Here is a 20924-nt window from a genome sequence, read left to right on the forward strand (position 1 = left end):
CGAATGGCTCGCTGACTTGAATTGAAATGGCGCCTCGCGGCTGCGTGCTTGTGGCTCGCGGCGTTCGGCGCCCTAATGATGTTGCTCTGAAGTTATCTGACCCAGGCCAGGGCCAGGGCCATCGGCGACCGAGGCCGCCTGTCATCTGAATCGCGCGGGTGTGTGCGCTCAGACAGCCGTCAGCAGCTCACCGCGTTCGAGAAACGCACGCAGATTGGCCAACAGCAATTCTTCCATTGCCAGCCGGGTTTCCTCGGTGGCACTGCCGATGTGCGGCAGCAGCACGACATTGGGCAGATCGACAAGGGCCTGAGGTACGTTGGGCTCCTGGGCATAAACGTCGAGACCCGCCCCGCCCAGCCGTCCTTCAGTCAACGCCTCGATCAATGCCGGTTCGTCCACCACCGAGCCGCGGGCAACGTTGATCAAAATGCCTTTCGACCCAAGCGCCTCGAGGACGTCTCGATTGATGAGGTTGCGGGTGCTCTCGCCACCAGGACAGGTCAGAACGAGAAAGTCGCTCCACTGCGCCAACTCGACGAGATTGGATTCATAGCCATAGGCACTGCCCTCTACCGGTCGACGGTTGTGGTAGCGCACCTGCATATCAAAACCACTGGAGCGCTTGGCCACCGTTTCACCAATGCGCCCCATGCCGACAATGCCCAGTCGTTTCCCGCTCACCTGCTTCGCAAGCGGCAGGCCGCCGGAGGGCCACTCGCCCGCGCGTACGAAACGGTCGGCACGGGACATTTGCCTGGCGCTGTCGATAATCAGCCCAAAGGCCAAGTCCGCCACGCAATCATTGAGCACGTCCGGCGTATTGCTCAGCGGGATGTTGCGTGCGCGCGCTGCCGCGACGTCGATTGCGTCGTAGCCGACGCCGAAACTGATGATCGCTTGCAGGTTGGGCAGGCGCTCGATCAGCTCCGCCGTGCAGCCGAAACGACCGGAGGTCACCACGACATCAATGCGCTGAGCATGCTGGTTAACCAACTCATCGGCACCCTCCTCCCAGAAACGCAGCACCTCATGCTCCGCAGCAAGGCCACGGTTGAAACGTTCAGTCAGGGGGCCGATCTGGAGTATGCAGGTCATGGTGATTACCTCGAAAAGTGGGAACGCGTGGAGCCGATGTCAGAGCACCTTGCCGGGGTTCATCAGGCCTTTTGGATCAAGCGTTGTCTTGATCGCGCGCATCAGCGCCAGTTCCAGCGGGTCCTTGTAGTGCTTGGCCGCGGCGCGCTTGGCCTGACCCAGCCCATGCTCTGCGCTGATACTGCCCTGAAACCGAGTAGTGGCCTCGTAGATGACGTGCATGATCGCGTCTTGCTGCGCCTTGAAGGCCGTATCGTCAGATCCGATCGGCTTGCTGACGTTGTAGTGAAGGTTCCCATCACCGACATGGCCATAAGCGACGATGCGCACGCCCGGAAACTGGTCGAGCAAGCGCTGATCGGTCGTCTGAATGAACGCCGGAATGCAGCTCACCGGCACGCTGATGTCATGTTTGAGACTTGGACCCTCATGGTTCTGCGCCTCGGAAATCCCCTCACGCATCGCCCACAACGCCGCGACCTGAGCCTCGCTGCTGGCCAGCACAGCATCGGTCACCAGGCCACGCTCCAGGGCTTCGCCGATCCCCAGTTCAAGCAGCTCGTTGAGCGGCGCATCAGGTTGGGTGTCGCTAAGCTCGATCAGCACATACCAGGGATGAGTCTCGGCGAAGGGATCGGAGCAGCCGCCGACGTGACGCAGCACGAAATCAACGCTTTGCCGCGACATCAGCTCGAACCCGGTCAGCCGATCGCCACATAGGCCACGGATGATGCCGATCAGCTGGACCGCTGCATGCGCGCCGGGTAATGCAACCCAGGCCGTCGTCACGCTGCGCACCGCAGGATATAGCTTGAGCACGGCTGCGGTGATGATGCCGAGTGTGCCTTCCGAGCCGATGAACAGGTGTTTGAGGTCGTACCCTGTATTGTCCTTGCGCAGCCCGCGTAGGCCATTCCAGATCTGCCCGTCCGGCAGCACCACTTCCAGGCCCAGCGTGAGGTCGCGCATGTTGCCGTAACGCAGCACGGCGGTTCCGCCGGCGTTGGTGGCGAGATTACCGCCCACGGTGCAACTGCCTTCCGCGCCGAGGGACAAAGGGAACAGCCGCCCCACTTCGGCAGCGGCCTCTTTTACGGTTTGCAGGATGGCGCCGGCCTCGACAGTAATGGTCTCGTTTTCGCTATCGACTTCGCGGATGTTGGTCATGCGCGTCAGGGACAGCACCACTTGAGTGCCACTGGCGTCCGGAATCGAACCGCCACACAGCCCGGTATTGCCCCCTTGCGGTACCAGTGCAATGTCGTATTGATTGCACAGCCGCACTACGGCGGCTACCTCTTCGGTGCTGGCCGGACGCACCACCAGTGCGGCTTCACCGCGGTAGGCATTCCGCCAATCGCTCAGGTAGCTTTGCATGCGTTCGGCATCACAGACCATGCCGACGGCACCGACGACCGCTTCGATCTCGCGGATGAAGTCATCCGGCAGCGCACTCATCTCGTTCTCCTGCGACTGATCATGGAACAGCGCACCGCTTCGATGCGCTGACATAGCTGGGTTCAGGTGATCGGTGCCGGGTTGAACAAGGTGATGTCGTTGTGGATCTGGTGCTGCTCGGCCCAAGTCTTCTTGCGCCCACTGGCGACGTCCAGGTAGTAGTGGAACAGCTCCCAACCCAGCTCCTCGATACTGGAACGGCCAGTGGCAATACGCCCGGCATCTACGTCAATCAGGTCAGGCCAGCGCTCGGCCAGCTCGGTGCGGGTAGAGACTTTCACGACCGGTGCCATGGCCAGACCATATGGGGTGCCCCGCCCGGTGGTGAACACATGCAGGTTCATGCCGGCCGCCAACTGCAACGTGCCGCAGACAAAGTCGCTGGCTGGGGTCGCGCAGTAGATCAGGCCTTTGCTGCTGAACCGCTCGCCTGGGCCGAGTACGCCGTTGATCGCACTGCTGCCGGATTTGACGATAGAGCCAAGAGACTTCTCGACAATGTTGGACAACCCGCCTTTCTTGTTACCAGGCGTGGTGTTGGCGCTGCGATCGGCTGCGCCGCGCTCCAGATACTGGTCGTACCAGTCCATCTCGCGGACCAAGGCTTCGGCAACCTCCGGCGTTTCAGCCCGCGACGTAAGCATATAGATCGCATCGCGCACTTCGGTGACTTCAGAAAACATCACTGTCGCGCCTGCGCGGATCAGCAGGTCCGAGGCGTAGCCCAAGGCTGGATTGGCGGTGATTCCCGAGAAGGCATCGCTGCCGCCGCATTGCATGCCCAGCACAAGCTCTGAGGCCGGAACGGTTTCGCGCTGGCGGCGGTTGAGCTTTTGCAGACGCGACTCGGCCAGCGCCATGATCTGTTCGATCATCTCGCCGAAACCGGTGTTGGAGTCCTGCAAACGGTACAGCCAGGGTTCGCTGAGATCGACCGATGCGTCGCCCTCGTGCATCACCTGCTCTGCCTGCAGCTTTTCGCAGCCAAGGCTGATGACCAGCGCTTCGCCGCCGAGGTTGGGGTTGCGCGCCAGGTTGCGGACGGTACGGATCGGGATGTAGGCGTCCTTGGCATTGATCGCCACGCCGCAACCGTAGCTGTGGGTCAGCGCGACCACGTCATCGACGTTCGGGAACTTCGGCAGAAGCTCCTTACGAATGCGCGCAACAGCGTGATCGAGCACGCCCGTCACGCATTGAACGGTGGTGGTGATACCGAGCACGTTGCGCGTACCAACCGTGCCGTCTGCGTTGCGGTAGCCTTCAAAGGTAAAGCCCTCAAGCGGCTCGAGGCGCTCCGGGACAGCATCGGCCATTGGCAGGCTGTCGAGGGGTGGAGCTGAGGGCATGCGCAGCTGCGTTTCCTTGACCCAGGACCCTCGCGCGATGGGCTCTAGCGCATAACCAATGATCTGTCCGTAGCGGCGCACAGGCTGGTCGACCGCAATATCCACCAGCGCAACCTTGTGGCTTTGCGGCACTGATTCGACCGTGACCAGCCCGTCCTCGAACCGGGCACCGGTCGGCACACCGCCATCGTTAACCACCACAGCCACGTTGTCCGCATCGTTGAGGCGGATGTAACGCGGTGAATCTTGATGCTGAATCAGTTCCACGGTGTCGTTCATCTCGGTCTCCGGTCAGGCCGGTTGTTGTTCTGGTCTGGTTCGTTCGCAGCGCGGTAGGGTGGGCTTCCGCTCACCAAGGTGAATGTTTGGGCTGCAAGCGATGGGCTGAAGCCCACCCTACTCGCCTCCGCGGCCGCGGTATTTCCCCTTGGCCGCCCACTCCGCCCTAACGCGGTTTCTCGCGCTGGTCTCAACGCACCATGCACGGCTTCTTGTTGTTGAACGTCCAATCCGGAATCAGGTACTGCATGGCGATGGCATCGTCGCGAGCGCCCAGGCCTTTGGCCAGGTACAGCTCATGAGCCTTCTGCAGCGCATCTTCATCCAGCTCCACGCCCAGGCCCGACTTGGCCGGCACAGCGACCTTGCCGCCGACGATCTGCAGCGGATCGCGGGTCAGGTATTGGCCGTCCTGCCAGATCCAATGGGTGTCGATCGCGGTGATCTTGCCCGGCGCGGCCGCGGCCACGTGAGTGAACATGGCCAGCGAAATGTCGAAGTGGTTGTTGGAGTGCGATCCCCAGGTCAACCCCCAGTCGTTGCACATCTGCGCAACCCGCACCGAGCCGCTCATGGTCCAGAAATGTGGGTCGGCTAGCGGAATGTCCACCGATTGCAGGCTGATGGTGTGGCCCATTTGCCGCCAATCGGTTGCGATCATGTTGGTCGCGGTCGGCAGGCCGGTCGCGCGACGGAACTCGGCCATCACTTCGCGCCCCGAGTAGCCGTTCTCGGCACCGCAAGGGTCTTCGGCATAGGCCAGCACGCCGTGCAGGTCCTTGCACAGATCGATTGCCTCGGCCAGTGACCAGGCACCGTTGGGGTCCAGGGTGATGCGGGCATCGGGGAAGCGCTCGGCCAGCGCACGGATGGCCTTGACCTCTTCGCTGCCTGGCAATACGCCGCCCTTGAGTTTGAAATCCTTGAAACCATAGCGCTCGTAGGCCGCTTCGGCCTGACGCACAACGGTTTCGGGGGTCAATGCTTCTTCGTTGCGCACGCGGAACCAGCTATCGCTGGCATTCGACTCGTCGCGGTAGCCGAGGTCGGTTTTGTTGCGATCGGCGATGAAGAACAGATAACCGAGCATCTCGACTTCTTCGCGCTGCTGTCCGTCACCGAGCAGTGCGGCAACCGGCACGTTGAGGTGCTGGCCGAGCAGATCGAGCAGCGCCGACTCGATCGCCGTGATGGCGTGAATAGCGATGCGCAGGTCGAAGGTCTGCAAGCCGCGGCCCGCGACATCGCGGTCAGCGAATGCCTTGCGCGCCTGGTTCAGCAGACCATTGAAATTGCCAACCGATTGCCCGATCAGAATGGCGCGAGCGTCGTCCAGCGTCTTGCGGATCGCCTCGCCACCGGGGACCTCGCCGACACCTGTGTTGCCGGCGCTGTCCTTGAGAATGAGGATGTTGCGGGTGAAGTACGGACCATGAGCGCCACTCAGGTTGAGCAGCATGCTGTCTTGCCCTGCGACCGGAACCACTCGAAGTTCGGTGATGACCGGAGCACCTTGATTCATAGAATCGTTCATATGCGTCTCTCTTTTGTTCTTATGGTCCGCGTTGCGGTGTATCGATCTGTTTGCCGCCCGCGAATCGCCGAGCCGCTGAGCGACTCGGACGGATTGCGCGTCATAGGACGACTCGGCTGATCAGCCGATGTACGTGGTCTTCACCGTGGTGTAGAACTCCTGGGCGTAACGGCCTTGCTCACGCGGACCGTAGGACGAGCCTTTGCGACCGCCGAACGGCACGTGGTAATCCACGCCAGCGGTGGGAAGATTGACCATCACCATCCCGGCCTGGGAATGACGCTTGAAGTGATTGGCGTACTTCAACGAGGTGGTGCAGATGCCCGCCGAAAGACCGAACTCGGTGTCGTTGGCCATGGCCAGCGCTTCGTCGTAGTCCTTGACCTTTACCACGTTGGCGACCGGGCCGAAAATCTCTTCACGGCTGATGCGCATGTCGGCGGTGCTGTCGACGAACAAAGTCGGCGCCAGGTAGTAACCTTCAGTGTCGCAGCTGACGCGCTCGCCGCCGCAGGCCAGGCGTGCGCCTTCTTGCTTGCCGATCTCGATGTACTTCAGGTCCTGATCGAGCTGCGCCTGGGATACGACCGGGCCGACATCCACGCCCTGCTCCAATGCCGAACCGACCTTGATCTTCTTGATGCGCTCGATCATGGCCTCGACGAAACGGTCGTAGATGCCTTCGGTAACGATGATGCGGCTGGATGCGGTGCAACGCTGGCCGGTGGAGTAAAACGCGCTTTGCGTCGCCAGTTCTACGGCAGTGTTGAGGTCGGCATCGTCCAGAATGATCTGCGGATTCTTGCCGCCCATTTCCAGCTGAACCTTGGCCTGACGCCCGACGCAGGTCGCCGCGATGCCACGACCAACGCCAACCGAGCCGGTAAAGCTGACGCCATCGACGCGCTTGTCGTTGACGATGGCTTCGCCGACTTCGCGGCCCTTGCCCATCACCAGGTTGAACACGCCGGCCGGGAAGCCTGCGCGCGAGATGATGTCAGCGACGGCCCAGGCGCAACCTGGAACCAGATCGGCTGGTTTGATCACCACGCAGTTGCCATAGGCGAGCGCGGGCGCAATTTTCCAAGCAGGAATGGCAATCGGGAAGTTCCACGGGGTGATCAGGCCGATCACGCCCAGGGGCTCGCGGGTGACTTCAACGCTGACACCCGGACGGACCGACTGCAGGGTCTCGCCAGCCTGACGCAGGCACTCGCCGGCGAAGTACTTGAAGATGTTCCCGGCACGGGACACTTCACCGATGGCTTCCGGCAGGGTCTTGCCTTCTTCACGCGCCAGCAGGTTACCCAGCTCTTCTCGGCGAGCGAGGATTTCCAAACCGACCTTTTCCAGTGCATCGGCACGTGCCTGGATGCCGGACGTTGACCACGCCGGGAATGCTTTGCGTGCTGCAGCGATGGCGGCTTCGACCTGCGAAGCGTCCGCTTGGGCATATTCGCCGATAACGTCCGACAGATCGGACGGGTTGATGTTGGCCTGGTAATTCTTGCCAGCTACCCATTGGCCATCGATGTAGTTGTCATATCGCTTTGCGTCTGCCACGTAGCGCTCTCCTTCGTGAGGTCCGCCGCACTGCCTGGTATGAATGAAGGCATCGTTAACGGCGGTTGGGGCGAGTGATAGGTCTGACGTACGTTACTGCGCGCCCTGCTTCTCGATCAGCGCGGCAAGCGCTTCGTACTCGTCCGGCAGCAGGTCCGTCAGTGGTGCACGAACTGGGCCGGCGTCGTAACCGGCGATTTTCGCGCCAGCCTTGACGATGCTGACCGCGTAGCCTTTGCGACGGTTGCGGATATCGAGATAAGGCAGGAAGAAATCATCGATCAGCTTGCCGACGGTTTCATGGTCGTCGCGAGAGATTGCACCGTAGAAGTCCATGGCCAACTTCGGCACGAAGTTGAAGACGGCCGATGAGTACACGGGTACGCCCAGCGCTTTGTAGGCCGCGGCGTAGACTTCTGCAGTCGGCAGGCCGCCGAGGTAGGTCAGGCGCTCACCGAGGCGACGACGAATGGAGACCATCAGTTCGATGTCGCCCAGACCGTCCTTGTAGCCGATCAGGTTCGGGCAGCGCTCGGTCAGCTGCTCGAGCAGCGGCGCGGTCAGGCGGCAGACGTTGCGGTTATAGACCACGACGCCAATGTTGACCGACTTGCACACCTCCTCTACATGCCGAGCGACGCCTTCCTGGCTCGCTTCGGTCAGGTAATGCGGAAGCAACAAAAGCCCTTTCGCACCAAGGCGTTCAGCCTCTTGAGCGTAGGCGATCGCCTGACGGGTCGGACCGCCTACACCCGCGAGGATGGGCACCTGACCGGCACAGGTATCGACGGCAGTCTTGATGATGTCCGGGTATTCCTGCGGGGTCAGCGAGAAGAACTCGCCCGTACCGCCCGCGGCAAACAGCGCTGTTGCGCCATAAGGTGCCAGCCACTCGAGTCGCTTGATGTAGCCGGCACGGCTGAAGTCGCCCTGCTGGTCAAAGTCAGTGACCGGAAAGGACAGCAAACCAGAAGAGAGGATGGCCTTCAGTTCTTGTGGGTTCATTGTTCGAGCATCCTGTGAAACTAAGAGTAGATGAAGTAGGGCCTCGGCCTTGGAGATACGTTATCGTACAACTTATGGCTACGCTACCTCTTTATCGAAGATTGTTGCCTTGCCGTCTCGGTCCTCATGCGCCTCAGGCTTCTCTCTTGCACTGACAAAGCTAGCCGATGAAATGTCCCGATGTGAATCTGGGTCGACCCCATTGAAACAAATAAATGACCGGCCGGTCATACGGGGCCGATTAGTTTGTTTCACCGATTTGACAACCATGAATCGCGCTGATAAAAATCTCAGCAAGTCATACGACAACGTACGACATCTACAACAACCAGAGCCTGAAAGCCATGAATCAATCAGCGGTATGCCGCCCTGCAAACTCCCCGCTCTGCCGCACCCTGGTTAATCCATCGAACGTAGTCCGCACGGCGGCCGGTCAGCGCCACCGCGCCATTGTCTTCGACCGCAGCCGCTGCAGGCCGCGGCACGCGCAGTCAAACCCGCCCTTCGTTGCGGGTCAGTTGATCATGACCCGCGAGCCTGCGCAGGCCGTCGACCTTTAGAGAACCCATCCCGCCGATAGGCGCTGCCACCTACATTCGCTCATAAAAACAATCAGGAGCAAGACGACAGATGCAAGACACTCGAACGGCGACGACGCCAGTAGTGAAGGAGATGCATGTCATCCCGGTTGCGGGTTACGACAGCATGCTGCTGAACTTGTGTGGTGCCCACGCGCCCTACTTCACTCGCAACCTGGTGATCCTCAAGGACAGCGCCGGCCGCAGCGGTATTGGCGAAGTGCCGGGTGGCGAAGGCATCAGGCAAGCCTTGGAGCGAACAAAAGGTCTGGTTATTGGCCAGCCGATCGGCCGCTACAACGGGATACTCAACGCATTGCGTCGCGGCATAGCTGGCGGGTCAGCGACGGGCCCGCAGGCTACGCAGCACGAGGTGACCTCCGAAGCGGAAGCGGCGGTCCTGAAGCAGCCGCATGAGATCAATCTGCGCCTGGACAATGTCATCACAGCAGTGGAAGCCGCGCTTCTCGACCTGCTCGGTCAACATCTCGATGTGCCGGTTGCCGAGCTGCTCGGCAGCGGCCAGCAGCGGACCAGCGTGCCAATGCTGGCGTACCTCTTCTATATAGGAGATCGCAAACGTACCGACCTGCCCTACCTGGCCGGTACCGGTTCGGCGGATGACTGGTACCACATTCGTCATCAGGAAGCGGTGACTCCGGCCGCCATCGTCCGGCTGGCTGAGGCCGCTACCGCCCGCTACGGTTTCAAAGACTTCAAGCTCAAGGGCGGTGTAATGCGTGGTAGCGAAGAGATGCAGGCGATTGCCGGCATCAAGTCGCGCTTCCCTGACGCCCGCGTCACGCTTGATCCCAATGGGGCCTGGTCACTGGCCGAAGCAATCGAGCTGTGCAAAGGCCAAGGCCATATCCTGTCCTACGCAGAAGACCCGTGCGGCCCAGAGAACGGCTACTCCGGTCGCGAGATCATGGCCGAATTCAAGCGCGCTACTGGCATTCCCACCGCCACCAACATGGTCGCCACCGACTGGCGGCAGATGGGCCACTCGCTGCGCCTCGAAGCGGTCGACATCCCATTGGCCGATCCACACTTCTGGACCATGCAGGGCTCAGTACGACTGGCGCAAATGTGCGAGCAGTTCGGTCTGACCTGGGGTTCGCATTCGAACAATCACTTCGACGTCTCGCTGGCGATGTTCACCCATGCTGCGGCCGCAGCACCGGGCAACATCACGGCCATCGACACCCACTGGATCTGGCAGGAAGGCCAGGAGCGTCTGACCCGTGAACCGCTGCAGATCGTGGGTGGCGCGGTTCAGGTGCCAGACAAGCCGGGCCTTGGCATCGAACCGGATATGGACCGGATCATGGCCGCCCATGAGCTGTACAACAAGGTCGCCACCGGCGCCCGAGACGATGCCATGGCCATGCAGTACCTGGTCCCTGGCTGGAAGTACGACCCCAAGCAACCAAGCCTGGGCCGCTAACAAGAAGACCAAAGAAGCGCCGCAACCCCAACCACCGGAGAGACATACAATGAAAAAAGCTATCAGCGCCTCCCTCGTTTCTGCCCTTCTCGCCACTGCCGTCAGCAGTGCCTTTGCTGCTGAAACCGAATGGCCCACTCGCCCGGTACAGGTCGTCGTCATTGCCAACGCTGGCGGCGACACCGACTTCAATGCCCGCACCATGGCCAAGTACTTCACCAAGCTCACCGGCAAGGCGATGGTCATCACCAACGTCGCTGGCGGTGGCGGAACGCTCGCAGCCGAACAGGTCAAGCAGGCCGATCCGGATGGCAACACCATCCTCTTCACCCATACCGGGCAGATGATCGTCAATGAGGTCGCCGGCCTGACCGAGGACAGCCTGGACGCCTTCGATATCTGCTGTATCGCGGGTGTGGACAAAGGCACCGTATTCGTTGCCTCGAAAAGCTCAGGGCTGAAGACGCTGGAAGACCTGATCTCCAAATCCAAAGCCGAGCCGAGCAGCGTCACCTACGGCACCGAGATGGGCAGCTACTCCCACCTGCAGGGTCTGATGTTCGAAGGCCTGACCGACACCAAGCTGAAAATGGTCGACGCTGGCACAGTCTCCGAGAAAGTCGTCGCCCTGCTGGGTGACCGTATCGACCTCGCTGCGATCAGCTACGGCTCGGTGCAGGATTACGTGACCAGTGGCGAGATGGTTGCCCTGGGCCAGCCCAACGCGGAGCGCAACCCACTGCTCGGTGACGTGCCGACGTTCAAGGAGCAAGGCGTCGACTTCGTCATGGAGAAGCCCTACATCGTGGCGTTCCCGGACGGTACTGATCCGGCAATCATCGAGAAGATGTCAGGCATCGTGAAACAGATCACCGAGATGCCTGAGTACGAGGAAGAGCTGCGCAAGACCTTCAAGCAGCCGGTCAGCTATTTCGATACCAATCAGTCGATCGACCGCCTGACGAACACCCGCGAAGACTTCATGAAGTACAAGGACGAACTGCGTCAGAGCAAGTAACGCCCGCGGCACGATGCCGGGCGTAGCCGCTGCGCCCGGCAGCCTTCCCTCTGAATCGAGAGCAGTCCCATGGATACCTACAAGAGAAAGGAGTTACTGGTCGGAGCCCTGATGCTGGGTGCCGGCCTGTTCTACCTGTTCCTGACGATCAATCTTCCGCGCAAAGGTTTTATCGACGCCTCCACCGTTCCCTATGTCCTATCCGTTGGGCTGTGCCTGTTGGGCGCGCTGCAGTTGTTGACCGCGACCAAGGCAACCCCGCCTCCCGCTGATCCCGATGCGGATGCGGATGCGGACTCATCGGCTGCAACGCCGCCGGACTATCCAACGGTATTCAAAACGCTCGGATTGATCGCGGTCTATGTTGCCCTGCTGCAAAAGGTCGGCTTCCCGATCATGACCGTGCTCTATCTCTACGCGCAGTTCATCGTCATCACACCGCGCGAGCAGAAGGTCAACCACATCACCTACATCGTCATCGCGGTGGTGACCTCCGCTTTGATCTTCTTCACCTTCCGGCAGGGCTTCGATCTGATGCTCCCGACCGGCTTTCTGAAAATCTAGGAGGCGGCCATGTTCGAACTACTGCAGGCCGGCTTTGGCGCGGTTTTCTCGCCCTATATCTTTATCCTGATTACCCTTGGCGTTGCCGTGGGCATCGTCTTCGGTGCGGTTCCTGGGCTCTCGGCTACCATGGCGATCGCGCTGTGTTTGCCGCTGACATACACCATGGGCCCTGCTGCGGGCCTGTCACTGTTGGTGGCACTGTTCATCGGCGCGACCTCCGGCGGCCTGATCTCCGCCATCCTGTTGAAGATTCCCGGCACGCCCGCCTCCATCGCCACGACGTTCGACGGCGGCCCGATGATGGAAAAAGGCGAAGGGCTGAAGGCGCTGGGCGTCGGTGTCGTGTTTTCCTTTCTCGGCACCATTTTCAGCATCGTTGCGCTGATGTCCATTGCGCCCTCGCTGGCAAAAATTGCCTTGCGCTTCGGGCCCCATGAATACTTTTCCATCGCAATCTTTTCACTGACGCTGATCGCCACGCTGTCCACCGGCTCGCTGCTTAAAGGCATCTACGCTGGCACGCTTGGTTTCGCGTTTTCCACGGTGGGCATCGCCCCGGTCGACGCCATCCGCCGCTTCACATTCGATTCGCCGAACCTCAACGGCGGTTTCGCCATGCTGACGGTGATGATCGGCATGTTTGCCGTGGCGGAAGTGATCAAGATCGCTGAGACCGGCAGAGCGGCACACAAAAGCAAGATCGCCTCAGTGAGCATGAAAGGCGTGAAAGGCTTTGGTTTCTCCCTGAAGGAATTCTTCGGGCAGATTCCTAACGCGTTTCGCTCTGGACTGATCGGTATCGGGATTGGCATCTTGCCGGGCATCGGTGCGGGTACCTCGAACATCGTGTCCTACATCATCGCGAAAAAACGTTCCAAGCATCCCGAGCTGTTCGGCAAGGGGGCTGTGGAAGGGGTCGTCGCCAGTGAAACCGCCAACAACGCGGGCATCGGTAGCGCCATGATTCCGCTGATGACGCTCGGCATTCCGGGCGACACCGTGACCGCGATTCTCCTCGGCGGCTTCATGATCCATGGCATCCAGCCGGGCCCGCTGCTGTTCATCAGCCAGGGTGCGTTGGTGTACACCATCTTCGCCGCGCTGATTCTCGCCTCGGTGATGATGCTGGTTCTGGAATTCTACGGTCTGCGCATCTTCATCAAGCTGCTGGCGGTGCCCAAGCACATCCTCCTGCCGATCATCCTTGTGCTTTGCGTTGTGGGTGCGTTCGGTCTGAGCAGTCGGGTGTTCGACGTTTGGACCATTCTGCTGTTCGGCCTGATTGGTTACGGCTTCGTCAAGGGCGGGATGCCGGCCGCGCCGTTCATTATCGGCTTCATCTTGGGGCCAATGGCTGAAACGAATCTGCGGCGGGGCTTGATGTTGTCCGACGGCAACTTCATGGGCTTTCTCAGCAATCCCATTTCCGCGACTTTCCTGTTCCTGGCGCTGGCGTCGGTGGCCTGGCACCTGTTCAGCGCGCTGCGTAGCCGGAAAAATACTGCGGCCAGGCTGCAGGAAACCTGAGTCAGCGCAGCTTAGAAAGCGACGCTGGGCTAAGCGGTACTTAAGCGGTTTCGACACCGCGCCTGAGGGCGCGGTGTTTCGTTCAGGCGCGCTTACCGATCTCCACTTCAGCCAGCGTCCATCCCCCTATCTGGTCACTCAGGCTCAACCCCAAACCGGGTCGGTTCGGGACGATCATCTTCCCGTCGCGGATCTCCAGGCGCTCATTAAATGCCGGCTCCAGCCATTCAAAGTGCTCCACCCAGGTTTGGTGCTCATAGGCAGCCGCCAGATGCAGGTGAATTTCCATGACGAAGTGTGGGGCCATAACCATGCCGCGCTGCTCGGCCGCATGCGCCACCTTGAGAAACGGCGTGATACCGCCCAGGCGTGGGGCGTCATGCATGATCACGTCCACCGCGCCGGTATCGACATAACCCAGCGCTTCGGTAGCGCTGGTGAGCATTTCGCCCGTACCGATCGGCGTATCCAGCTGTGCAGCCAATGCGGCGTGACCGGCGACGTCGTGTGCGTCTAGCGGCTCTTCGATCCATTCGAGCTGGTACTGCTCGAGCTCGCGCCCCATTCGCAGTGCAGTGATGCGGTCCCATTGCTGGTTGACGTCAACCATCAGCGGTACGTCTTCGCCTAGATGCTTGCGTAAGGCCTCGACGCGCTGCAGATCCAGACGCCGGTTCGGCTGGCCGACCTTCATCTTGATGCCGCCAATGCCGCGCTCCCGCGACTGGGTAGCCTTGTCGAGCACTTCATCGATGGAGGCCTGCAGATAGCCACCCGAGGTGTTGTAGCAAGGCACGGCGCTGCGGTGCGCGCCAAGCAATTTGGACAGCGGCAGCGCTGCACGCCGTGCCTTCAGATCCCACAGCGCTGTATCGATTGCGGCAATCGCCTGCGCCGCAACGCCGCCACGACCGACCGACGCGCTGGCCCAGATCATTTTGCTCCAGAGTCGAGAAATGTCGTTGGGGTCTTCCCCGAGCAGAAGCGGCGCGATTTCCCGAGCATGGGCATATTGCGCTGGGCCTCCCGTACGCAGGCTATAACTAAAGCCGAGCCCGCTATACCCCTGGCTGGTTTCAATTTCCGCAAACAGCAGGCTGACTGACTCAAGGGGCTTCTGCCGCCCGGTCAAAACCTTTGCATCGCTGACGGCCTTGCGCAGCGGCAAGGTTACTGTCCGCAGCTTGACCCAGCAGATGCCATCATCCGCCAGCACCGTGTTCGGTTGAATAGCCATCGGTTGTCCTCGTTCAGGTTAGGAATGCTTGCCAAACGTGCCCCTTTGCACTGCGTTCCACTCTAGAGGACGGTCCGGCTAGCGTCGCAATGTCATCATACAACCTCAATCCCCGCGGCTGTCGGGCTCGGCCCCATTACTGAACGGCGCCGCACTCGACTTTAGTGGTATGTGAATAGACCCGCAGGCTCGCTAGCGTGACCTTTTCATGGCGCAAGATAAGTGCTTTAAGCGGCGAAACCAGTGGCTTTGGGGGCTATTTTCAGACTCGATACCGCGGAGTAAGACAACTTGCGCAAGCTTGAAACAATCGACTTGTCAGGTTGACAAAAGCCCATAACCGCAGAAATAATCGAATCAAGTCATCTGACAACCGATGACACCAAAAACAATAAGCGATGGGCAGACCTCAATGACAAGCACGACGACCGCTCCCACACCCTTGAATCGCCTCCTGCTGACAGGCGCCGCAGGAGGATTGGGCAAGGTATTACGTGAAACGCTTCGCCCCTACGCCAAGATCATCCGCCTCTCCGATATCGCCCCCATGGATGCTCCTACCGGCGATCACGAAGAAGTGGTGCAGTGCAATCTTGCAGATAAAGCCGCTGTGCACGCCCTCTGCGAAGGCGTTGATGCAATCGCCCACTTCGGTGGCGTTTCGGTAGAACGTCCTTTCGAGGAAATTCTCGAAGCCAACATCAAGGGCGTATTCCATATCTACGAAGCGGCACGCAAGCACGGCATCAAGCGTGTGATCTTTGCCAGCTCCAACCATGTGATCGGGTTTCACAAGCAGACTGAAACCATCGATGCCAACGCTCCCCGTCGTCCGGACAGTTATTACGGGTTGTCCAAATCCTATGGCGAGGACATGGCGAGCTTCTACTTCGATCGCTACGGCATCGAGACCGTCAGCATCCGCATCGGCTCCTCGTTCCCCGAGCCACTCAACCGCCGGATGATGGCCACCTACCTCAGCTATCGCGATCTGACCAACCTGATCGAGCGCTCGCTGTTCACCCCGAACGTAAAGCACACCGTTGTCTACGGCGCCTCGGCGAACCGTGACCTGTGGTGGGACAACCACATGGCCACGCACCTGGGTTTCGAGCCGCAGGACACCTCCGAAGCCTTCCGCGAAAAAATCGAACAGCAACCGCCCTATGCGCCCAATGATCCAGCGCTGATTTACCAGGGTGGCGCCTTCTGCGAAGCAGGCCCGTTCGACGACTGATCCCCGCCACGCCGCGAAAATAATAAGAGAATCGCCATGGCAAACTCAGCAGAACTGATAGTCGACGCACAGAATGCAACGGGCGAGAGCCCGGTCTGGGTGGCCTCCGAGCAGGCGCTCTATTGGGTCGACATACCCAACAGGCAGCTGCTTCGCTGGAAGGCCTCAGATGCTTCTGTGACGCGCTGGACCGGTGATCAGATGATCGCCTGTATCGCTAGCCACGAAGGAGATGCGAATCGCTGGGTTGCCGGTATGGAAGACGGCATTTTCGAAGTCGCCCCGCAGAACGACGGCACACTCAGCAGCACCCGCCTTGCTGGCGTGCAGCATGGCGCGAGCAACATGAGATTCAATGACGGGCGCTGCGACCGTCAGGGCCGCTTCTGGGCTGGCACCATGGTTATGGATATGGCCGCTGGCACTCGGGCCGGCGCGCTCTACCAGATCGATGGTTCGACTGGCCGCGAATCGCTCGCGGCTCAGCTGCAGGATTTCATCGTACCCAACGGGCTGGGATTCAGCCCCGACGGGCGCACCATGTACCTTTCCGACTCGCACCCCAGCGTGCAGGCCATCTGGGCCTTCGATTACGACATCGACAGTGGCACGCCGAGCAACCGCCGGCTGTTCGTCGACATGAACCAGCATGCCGGCCGACCCGACGGCGCGGCGGTTGATGTTGATGGCTGCTACTGGATTTGCGGTAACGATGCCGGCCTTATCCACCGTTTCACCCCGGATGGACGCCTCGATCGCTCGCTGGAAGTGCCAGTGAAGAAGCCAGCCATGTGCGCCTTCGGTGGCTCCGGCCTCGACACCCTGTTTGTCACATCCATCCGCCCGGGCGGTGATCTCTCCGATCAGCCCTTGGCAGGTGGTGTATTCGCCCTGCAACCCGGCGTCGCCGGACTGGAGGAACCCCGCTTCCGCTAACGCTTCACCCATAAGGACGGGCACGCAGTGTCCCGGTCTTGACGCTCGCAACGCTGCATACCAACAAAAACAAGACGGAGATTCACATGGACTTCAAACGCAAGTTGCTCATCGCTGCACTTCCGCTGGCCTTCTGCCTGTCGAGCACCGCCTACGCGGAGATGACGCTGAAAATCGCTGAGATCCACCCTGCCGGTTATCCGACCGTGGTCGCTCAGGAAAACATGGGCAAGAAAATCGAAGAAGCCACCGACGGTGAACTCAAGTTCCGCATGTTCTCAGGCGGCGTGCTGGGTTCGGAGAAAGAAGTCGTCGAACAGGTTCAACTCGGCGCGGTGCAGATGACCCGTGTCAGCCTCGGCACACTCGGTCCGGTCGTTCCGGACGTCAACGCCTTCAACATGCCGTTTGTGTTCCGCGATCACGAACACATGCGCAAAGTTATCGATGGTGAGATCGGCCAGGAAATCCTCGACAAGATCACCAACTCCGATTTCAACATGGTCGGCTTGGCATGGATGGACGGTGGCGTACGCAATCTCTACACCAAAGAGCCCGTGCGTAACCTTGAAGACCTCAAGGGCATGAAAATCCGCGTTATGGGCAATCCATTGTTCATCGATACGTTGAACGCCATGGGTGCCCAGGGCGTTGCGATGAACACCGGCGAAATCTTCAGCGCCCTGCAGACCGGTGTGGTCGATGGTGCTGAGAACAACCCGCCGACCATGCTTGAGCACAATCACTTCCGCGCCGCGAAAAACTACTCGCTAACCGGTCACCTGATCCTTCCTGAGCCGATCGTGATGTCGAAGACGACCTGGAACAAGCTCACCCCGGAGCAGCAGGAGATCGTCATGAAATACGCCAAGGAAGCGCAGATGGAAGAGCGCAAGCTGTGGGACGAGAAGACCGCTAGCAGCGAAGCCAAGCTCAAGGAGGAAGGCGTCACCTTCATCGAAGTCGACAAGAAGCCCTTCTACGATGCGACCGCCCCGGTTCGCGAAAAGTACGGCGCACCTTACGCCGAGCTGATCAAGCGTATCGAAGCCGTTCAGTAATCCGTTCCCTCTGAAAAACCTCGCGGCGACGAGCTTCGCTCGCCGCCGCGCCTGTGGTGAAGTCTGATGAAAAACACGCTGCTGCGCGTCAACGACGCGATCTACAAGACCTGTGTTTGGGTCGCGGGGCTGGCCATCGTGGTCATGTCCATGATCATCCCCTGGGGGATCTTCGCGCGCTACGTGCTGGGCTCTGGTGGCGGCTGGCCTGAACCCGTGGCCATCCTGCTTATGGTGATCTTTACCTTTCTCGGCGCTGCGGCGAGCTACCGCGCCGGCGCGCATATGGCGGTGACCATGTTCACCGACCGCCTGCCTGAGCATCTGCATCGGCATATCGAACTGCTGGTACAGATCCTGATGGGCATCATCTGCCTGTTCATGACCATCTGGGGCATCAAGCTGTGCATCGCGACCTGGAATCAGTTCATGAGCACGCTGCCGACCCTTCGTGTTGGCATTACCTACTCACCCATCCCAATCGGTGGCGCTATCACGCTGTTGTTTGTCATCGAACGCATTATCTTCGGCGACCAGAGCCACCGGCGTGCGGTCAATTACGAGCTGGTCGAAGACAGCAAGGAGGCCGTGTAAATGGACGCGCTGATTCTACTCGGCAGCTTTGCCGTACTCTTTCTGCTGCGGATGCCAGTGGCATACGCATTGGGCATGTCAGCGCTGATCGGCGCCTGGTGGATTGATATTCCGTTCGATGCGGTGATGATCCAAGTCGCCGGCGGCGTCAACAAGTTCTCCCTGCTGGCAATTCCGTTCTTTGTTCTGGCCGGTGCGATCATGGCCGAGGGCGGAATGTCCCGGCGCCTGGTGGCCTTCGCTGCGGTACTGGTTGGCTTCGTGCGCGGCGGCCTGTCCTTGGTTAACATCATGGCGTCGACCTTTTTCGGCGCGATCTCCGGCTCGTCACTGGCGGACACTGCTTCGGTAGGTTCGGTGTTGATCCCGGAAATGGAGAAAAAGGGCTACCCTCGCGAGTTTTCCACGGCCGTTACTGTCAGTGGCTCTGTCCAGGCGCTGCTGACTCCACCCAGCCACAACTCGGTGCTGTATTCGCTGGCCGCTGGCGGCACCGTTTCGATCTCGTCCCTATTCATCGCCGGTATCGGGCCTGGTTTGTTGCTCAGCGCCGTGATGATGACCATGTGCCTGATCTTTGCCCGGATCCGCAACTACCCTAAGGGCGAGGTCGTTCCGCTCAAGCAGGCGTTGAAGATCTGTGTCGAAGCGCTGTGGGGCCTGATGACCATGGTCATCATCCTGGGCGGCATTCTTTCGGGTGTATTCACGGCGACCGAATCAGCGTCCATCGCGGTGGTATGGGCCTTCTTCGTCACCATGTTCATCTACCGTGACTACAAATGGCGTGAGCTGCCGAAGCTGCTGCACCGCACCGTTCGTACCCTCTCGGTGGTGATGATCCTGATCGCGTTCGCGGCAAGCTTCGGCTACATCATGACGTTGATGCAGATCCCGTCGAAGATCACCACGATGTTCCTGACCCTGTCGGACAACCGCTATGTGATCCTGATGTGCATCAACATGATGCTGCTGGTCCTTGGCACGCTGATGGACATGGCGCCGCTGATCCTGATCCTCACGCCGATTCTGATGCCTGTCATCACCGGTATTGGTGTCGATCCAGTGCACTTTGGCATGATCATGCTGGTGAACCTCGGCATCGGACTGATCACGCCACCGGTAGGCGCGGTACTCTTCGTCGGCGCGGCGATCGGCAAGGTCACTATCGAGAACACCGTCAAGGCACTGCTGCCCTTCTATGTGGCGCTGTTCATGGTGCTGCTCGCGGTTACCTATATCCCCGCGATCTCACTCTGGTTGCCCAGCGTAGTGCTCTGATAGTCCACTAACGCAAACTCCGACGCCGCCCACCCGGGCGGCGTTTTTGCTTTGCAGGCCCGAACGATCAGCAATGAAACACTGCCACCGCCGTTGCAAACGGCGCCCGAACACCGTGATGCTGCTTAACACAGGATTGACCCGATGCAAGCTGCTACACCGTTTCCACGTCATATTGCCGTACAGATTCTGGCCACCTTGGCTTGCTCGTTCGCAGCCAACCATATCGCTGCACGCATCGCGTTCGATCACGATACCGGGCTGTTGCTGGCCATGCTCTGCCGCGCCGGCGTGACGCTGCTGGCTTTGACTGCGCTTGTATTCTGGAGGCGCGAATCCCTGCGCTTGAGTCGCACCACGTGGCGTTGGCAGATCCTTCTTGGGCTTCTGATTACGGTTCAGAGCTTTTGCATCTACTCAGCGGTCGCGCGCATTCCGGTTGCTCTGGCTCTGCTGGTCGTCAATCTCTCGCCCATCCTGCTTGCACTGCTCACATGGGCGCTGGGCGGGCCGAGACCGACACGCCACGCGCTGGCGATCATGGGACTGATCCTGGTCGGCCTGGTACTGGTTCTGGACGTTCCCACACGTCTGATGACCAGCGAGGCGCCTGACGCTCAATGGACCGCTGGCATCCTGTTCAGCCTTACCGCAGCCGGGGTATTCGCGCTGGCGCTGTGGGTCACCGAGCATAAGCTATCGGGCATGGCCGGCTCGGTGCGAAGCATGCTGACACTAGTTGTGGTGTTTGGCGCCTCTGCCCTGCTCGGCGCAAGCGGCGTTATACCAGGTAGCCTAGGCCTGCCCAGCGCAACGGCTGGTTGGATCGCATTGGGTTGCCTGGTGCTTCTCTATGGCGCGGCGTTTTCCACGCTCTTCATCTGCATGCCGCGGCTTAACATCGCTCGCAATGCACCCGTCATGAACATGGAGCCGGTCGCGGGAATGCTGCTTGGCTGGTTGGTGCTTGGCCAGTTGCTGGCCCCCATGCAGATACTGGGTGGCCTGATTGTGGTCGGGGGTATCGTCCTGCTGGCGTACCGCAAGAACTGAGCAAGCCAACCCGAGGGGAGTTGGCGCGCTTGCGCCAACCGGGGACATTCAATCCACAAAGCTCCATCGGCAGAGACCGACAGCGAAGCACGAGATCGGCGG

17 protein-coding genes are annotated in these 20924 nt (G+C 60.2%); 10 read left to right on the top strand and 7 right to left on the bottom strand.

Annotation, left to right across the window (positions count from 1 at the left end; all coding sequences use genetic code 11):
• Positions 1-168: 168 nt before the first annotated feature.
• The 6 genes from C1896_11485 to kdgD all read right to left on the bottom strand — a co-directional run bounded on the left by C1896_11485 (position 169) and on the right by kdgD (position 8286).
• Positions 169-1098: a hydroxyacid dehydrogenase gene (locus C1896_11485; protein AZZ45464.1), complete on the bottom strand. Its 930-nt coding sequence runs from the start codon at positions 1096-1098 to the stop codon at positions 169-171.
• Between the two features lie 39 nt (positions 1099-1137).
• The gene (locus C1896_11490; GenBank protein AZZ47635.1) at positions 1138-2556 is read right to left on the bottom strand and encodes a hydroxyacid dehydrogenase; all 1419 of its coding nucleotides are present in this window, start codon (positions 2554-2556) and stop codon (positions 1138-1140) included.
• 62 nt (positions 2557-2618) lie between these two features.
• Entirely contained in the window at positions 2619-4172 is a 1554-nt protein-coding gene (garD, locus tag C1896_11495) for a galactarate dehydratase (protein AZZ47636.1), read from the bottom strand.
• 202 nt (positions 4173-4374) lie between these two features.
• Entirely contained in the window at positions 4375-5718 is a 1344-nt protein-coding gene (gudD, locus tag C1896_11500) for a glucarate dehydratase (protein AZZ45465.1), read from the bottom strand.
• Between the two features lie 120 nt (positions 5719-5838).
• Positions 5839-7281 carry an aldehyde dehydrogenase family protein gene (locus C1896_11505; GenBank protein AZZ45466.1) on the bottom strand — a complete coding sequence of 481 codons (1443 nt, stop codon included), beginning with the start codon at positions 7279-7281 and terminating at the stop codon, positions 5839-5841.
• A gap of 93 nt (positions 7282-7374) precedes the next feature.
• Positions 7375-8286 carry a 5-dehydro-4-deoxyglucarate dehydratase gene (gene kdgD, locus C1896_11510; GenBank protein ID AZZ45467.1) on the bottom strand — a complete coding sequence of 304 codons (912 nt, stop codon included), beginning with the start codon at positions 8284-8286 and terminating at the stop codon, positions 7375-7377.
• A gap of 630 nt (positions 8287-8916) precedes the next feature.
• Between kdgD and C1896_11515 the strand changes: the two genes are divergently transcribed.
• The 4 genes from C1896_11515 to C1896_11530 all read left to right on the top strand — a co-directional run bounded on the left by C1896_11515 (position 8917) and on the right by C1896_11530 (position 13423).
• On the top strand, positions 8917-10311 hold the full coding sequence (locus tag C1896_11515) for a glucarate dehydratase (protein ID AZZ45468.1): 1395 nt from the start codon (positions 8917-8919) through the stop codon (positions 10309-10311).
• Between the two features lie 49 nt (positions 10312-10360).
• Positions 10361-11329: a tripartite tricarboxylate transporter substrate binding protein gene (locus tag C1896_11520; GenBank protein AZZ45469.1), complete on the top strand. Its 969-nt coding sequence runs from the start codon at positions 10361-10363 to the stop codon at positions 11327-11329.
• Between the two features lie 69 nt (positions 11330-11398).
• Positions 11399-11893, top strand: a complete 495-nt coding sequence (locus tag C1896_11525; protein AZZ45470.1) for a tripartite tricarboxylate transporter TctB family protein — start codon at positions 11399-11401, stop codon at positions 11891-11893.
• A 9-nt stretch (positions 11894-11902) separates the two neighbouring features.
• A complete protein-coding gene (locus C1896_11530; GenBank protein AZZ45471.1) occupies positions 11903-13423 on the top strand; it encodes a Tat pathway signal protein in 1521 nt (506 codons plus the stop codon).
• A gap of 82 nt (positions 13424-13505) precedes the next feature.
• Here C1896_11530 and C1896_11535 read toward each other — a convergent pair whose 3' ends face one another.
• Positions 13506-14660 carry a mandelate racemase/muconate lactonizing enzyme family protein gene (locus tag C1896_11535; protein ID AZZ45472.1) on the bottom strand — a complete coding sequence of 385 codons (1155 nt, stop codon included), beginning with the start codon at positions 14658-14660 and terminating at the stop codon, positions 13506-13508.
• Positions 14661-15072: 412 nt separating this feature from the next.
• Between C1896_11535 and C1896_11540 the strand changes: the two genes are divergently transcribed.
• From C1896_11540 to C1896_11565, 6 genes are all read left to right on the top strand, one after another.
• Entirely contained in the window at positions 15073-15897 is an 825-nt protein-coding gene (locus tag C1896_11540; protein AZZ45473.1) for an NAD-dependent dehydratase, read from the top strand.
• A gap of 36 nt (positions 15898-15933) precedes the next feature.
• The gene (locus tag C1896_11545) at positions 15934-16833 is read left to right on the top strand and encodes a gluconolactonase (protein ID AZZ45474.1); all 900 of its coding nucleotides are present in this window, start codon (positions 15934-15936) and stop codon (positions 16831-16833) included.
• A gap of 86 nt (positions 16834-16919) precedes the next feature.
• Positions 16920-17894, top strand: a complete 975-nt coding sequence (locus C1896_11550) for a C4-dicarboxylate ABC transporter (GenBank protein ID AZZ45475.1) — start codon at positions 16920-16922, stop codon at positions 17892-17894.
• Between the two features lie 66 nt (positions 17895-17960).
• Complete coding sequence (locus tag C1896_11555) at positions 17961-18488, top strand: TRAP transporter small permease (GenBank protein AZZ45476.1); 528 nt, start codon at positions 17961-17963, stop codon at positions 18486-18488.
• Positions 18489-19769, top strand: coding sequence for a TRAP transporter large permease (locus C1896_11560; protein ID AZZ45477.1), 1281 nt, complete (start codon positions 18489-18491; stop codon positions 19767-19769).
• A 144-nt stretch (positions 19770-19913) separates the two neighbouring features.
• Positions 19914-20822 (top strand): EamA family transporter, encoded by a 909-nt coding sequence (locus C1896_11565; GenBank protein ID AZZ45478.1) that lies wholly within the window; start codon positions 19914-19916, stop codon positions 20820-20822.
• Positions 20823-20924: the final 102 nt, after the last annotated feature.

This window comes from Pseudomonadaceae bacterium SI-3 (genome assembly GCA_004010935.1).
Lineage (GTDB): Bacteria > Pseudomonadota > Gammaproteobacteria > Pseudomonadales > Pseudomonadaceae > Stutzerimonas.

What these genes read in the sequence shown, in the direction of transcription:
- C1896_11485 (AZZ45464.1), bottom strand. Translation starts at nt 1,098, where the DNA reads ATGACCTGCATACTCCAGATCGGCCCCCTGACTGAACGTTTCAACCGT.
- C1896_11490 (AZZ47635.1), bottom strand. Translation starts at nt 2,556, where the DNA reads ATGAGTGCGCTGCCGGATGACTTCATCCGCGAGATCGAAGCGGTCGTC.
- gudD (AZZ45465.1), bottom strand. Translation starts at nt 5,718, where the DNA reads ATGAACGATTCTATGAATCAAGGTGCTCCGGTCATCACCGAACTTCGA.
- kdgD (AZZ45467.1), bottom strand. Translation starts at nt 8,286, where the DNA reads ATGAACCCACAAGAACTGAAGGCCATCCTCTCTTCTGGTTTGCTGTCC.
- C1896_11515 (AZZ45468.1), top strand. Translation starts at nt 8,917, where the DNA reads ATGCAAGACACTCGAACGGCGACGACGCCAGTAGTGAAGGAGATGCAT.
- C1896_11520 (AZZ45469.1), top strand. Translation starts at nt 10,361, where the DNA reads ATGAAAAAAGCTATCAGCGCCTCCCTCGTTTCTGCCCTTCTCGCCACT.
- C1896_11525 (AZZ45470.1), top strand. Translation starts at nt 11,399, where the DNA reads ATGGATACCTACAAGAGAAAGGAGTTACTGGTCGGAGCCCTGATGCTG.
- C1896_11530 (AZZ45471.1), top strand. Translation starts at nt 11,903, where the DNA reads ATGTTCGAACTACTGCAGGCCGGCTTTGGCGCGGTTTTCTCGCCCTAT.
- C1896_11535 (AZZ45472.1), bottom strand. Translation starts at nt 14,660, where the DNA reads ATGGCTATTCAACCGAACACGGTGCTGGCGGATGATGGCATCTGCTGG.
- C1896_11540 (AZZ45473.1), top strand. Translation starts at nt 15,073, where the DNA reads ATGACAAGCACGACGACCGCTCCCACACCCTTGAATCGCCTCCTGCTG.
- C1896_11545 (AZZ45474.1), top strand. Translation starts at nt 15,934, where the DNA reads ATGGCAAACTCAGCAGAACTGATAGTCGACGCACAGAATGCAACGGGC.
- C1896_11550 (AZZ45475.1), top strand. Translation starts at nt 16,920, where the DNA reads ATGGACTTCAAACGCAAGTTGCTCATCGCTGCACTTCCGCTGGCCTTC.
- C1896_11555 (AZZ45476.1), top strand. Translation starts at nt 17,961, where the DNA reads ATGAAAAACACGCTGCTGCGCGTCAACGACGCGATCTACAAGACCTGT.
- C1896_11560 (AZZ45477.1), top strand. Translation starts at nt 18,489, where the DNA reads ATGGACGCGCTGATTCTACTCGGCAGCTTTGCCGTACTCTTTCTGCTG.
- C1896_11565 (AZZ45478.1), top strand. Translation starts at nt 19,914, where the DNA reads ATGCAAGCTGCTACACCGTTTCCACGTCATATTGCCGTACAGATTCTG.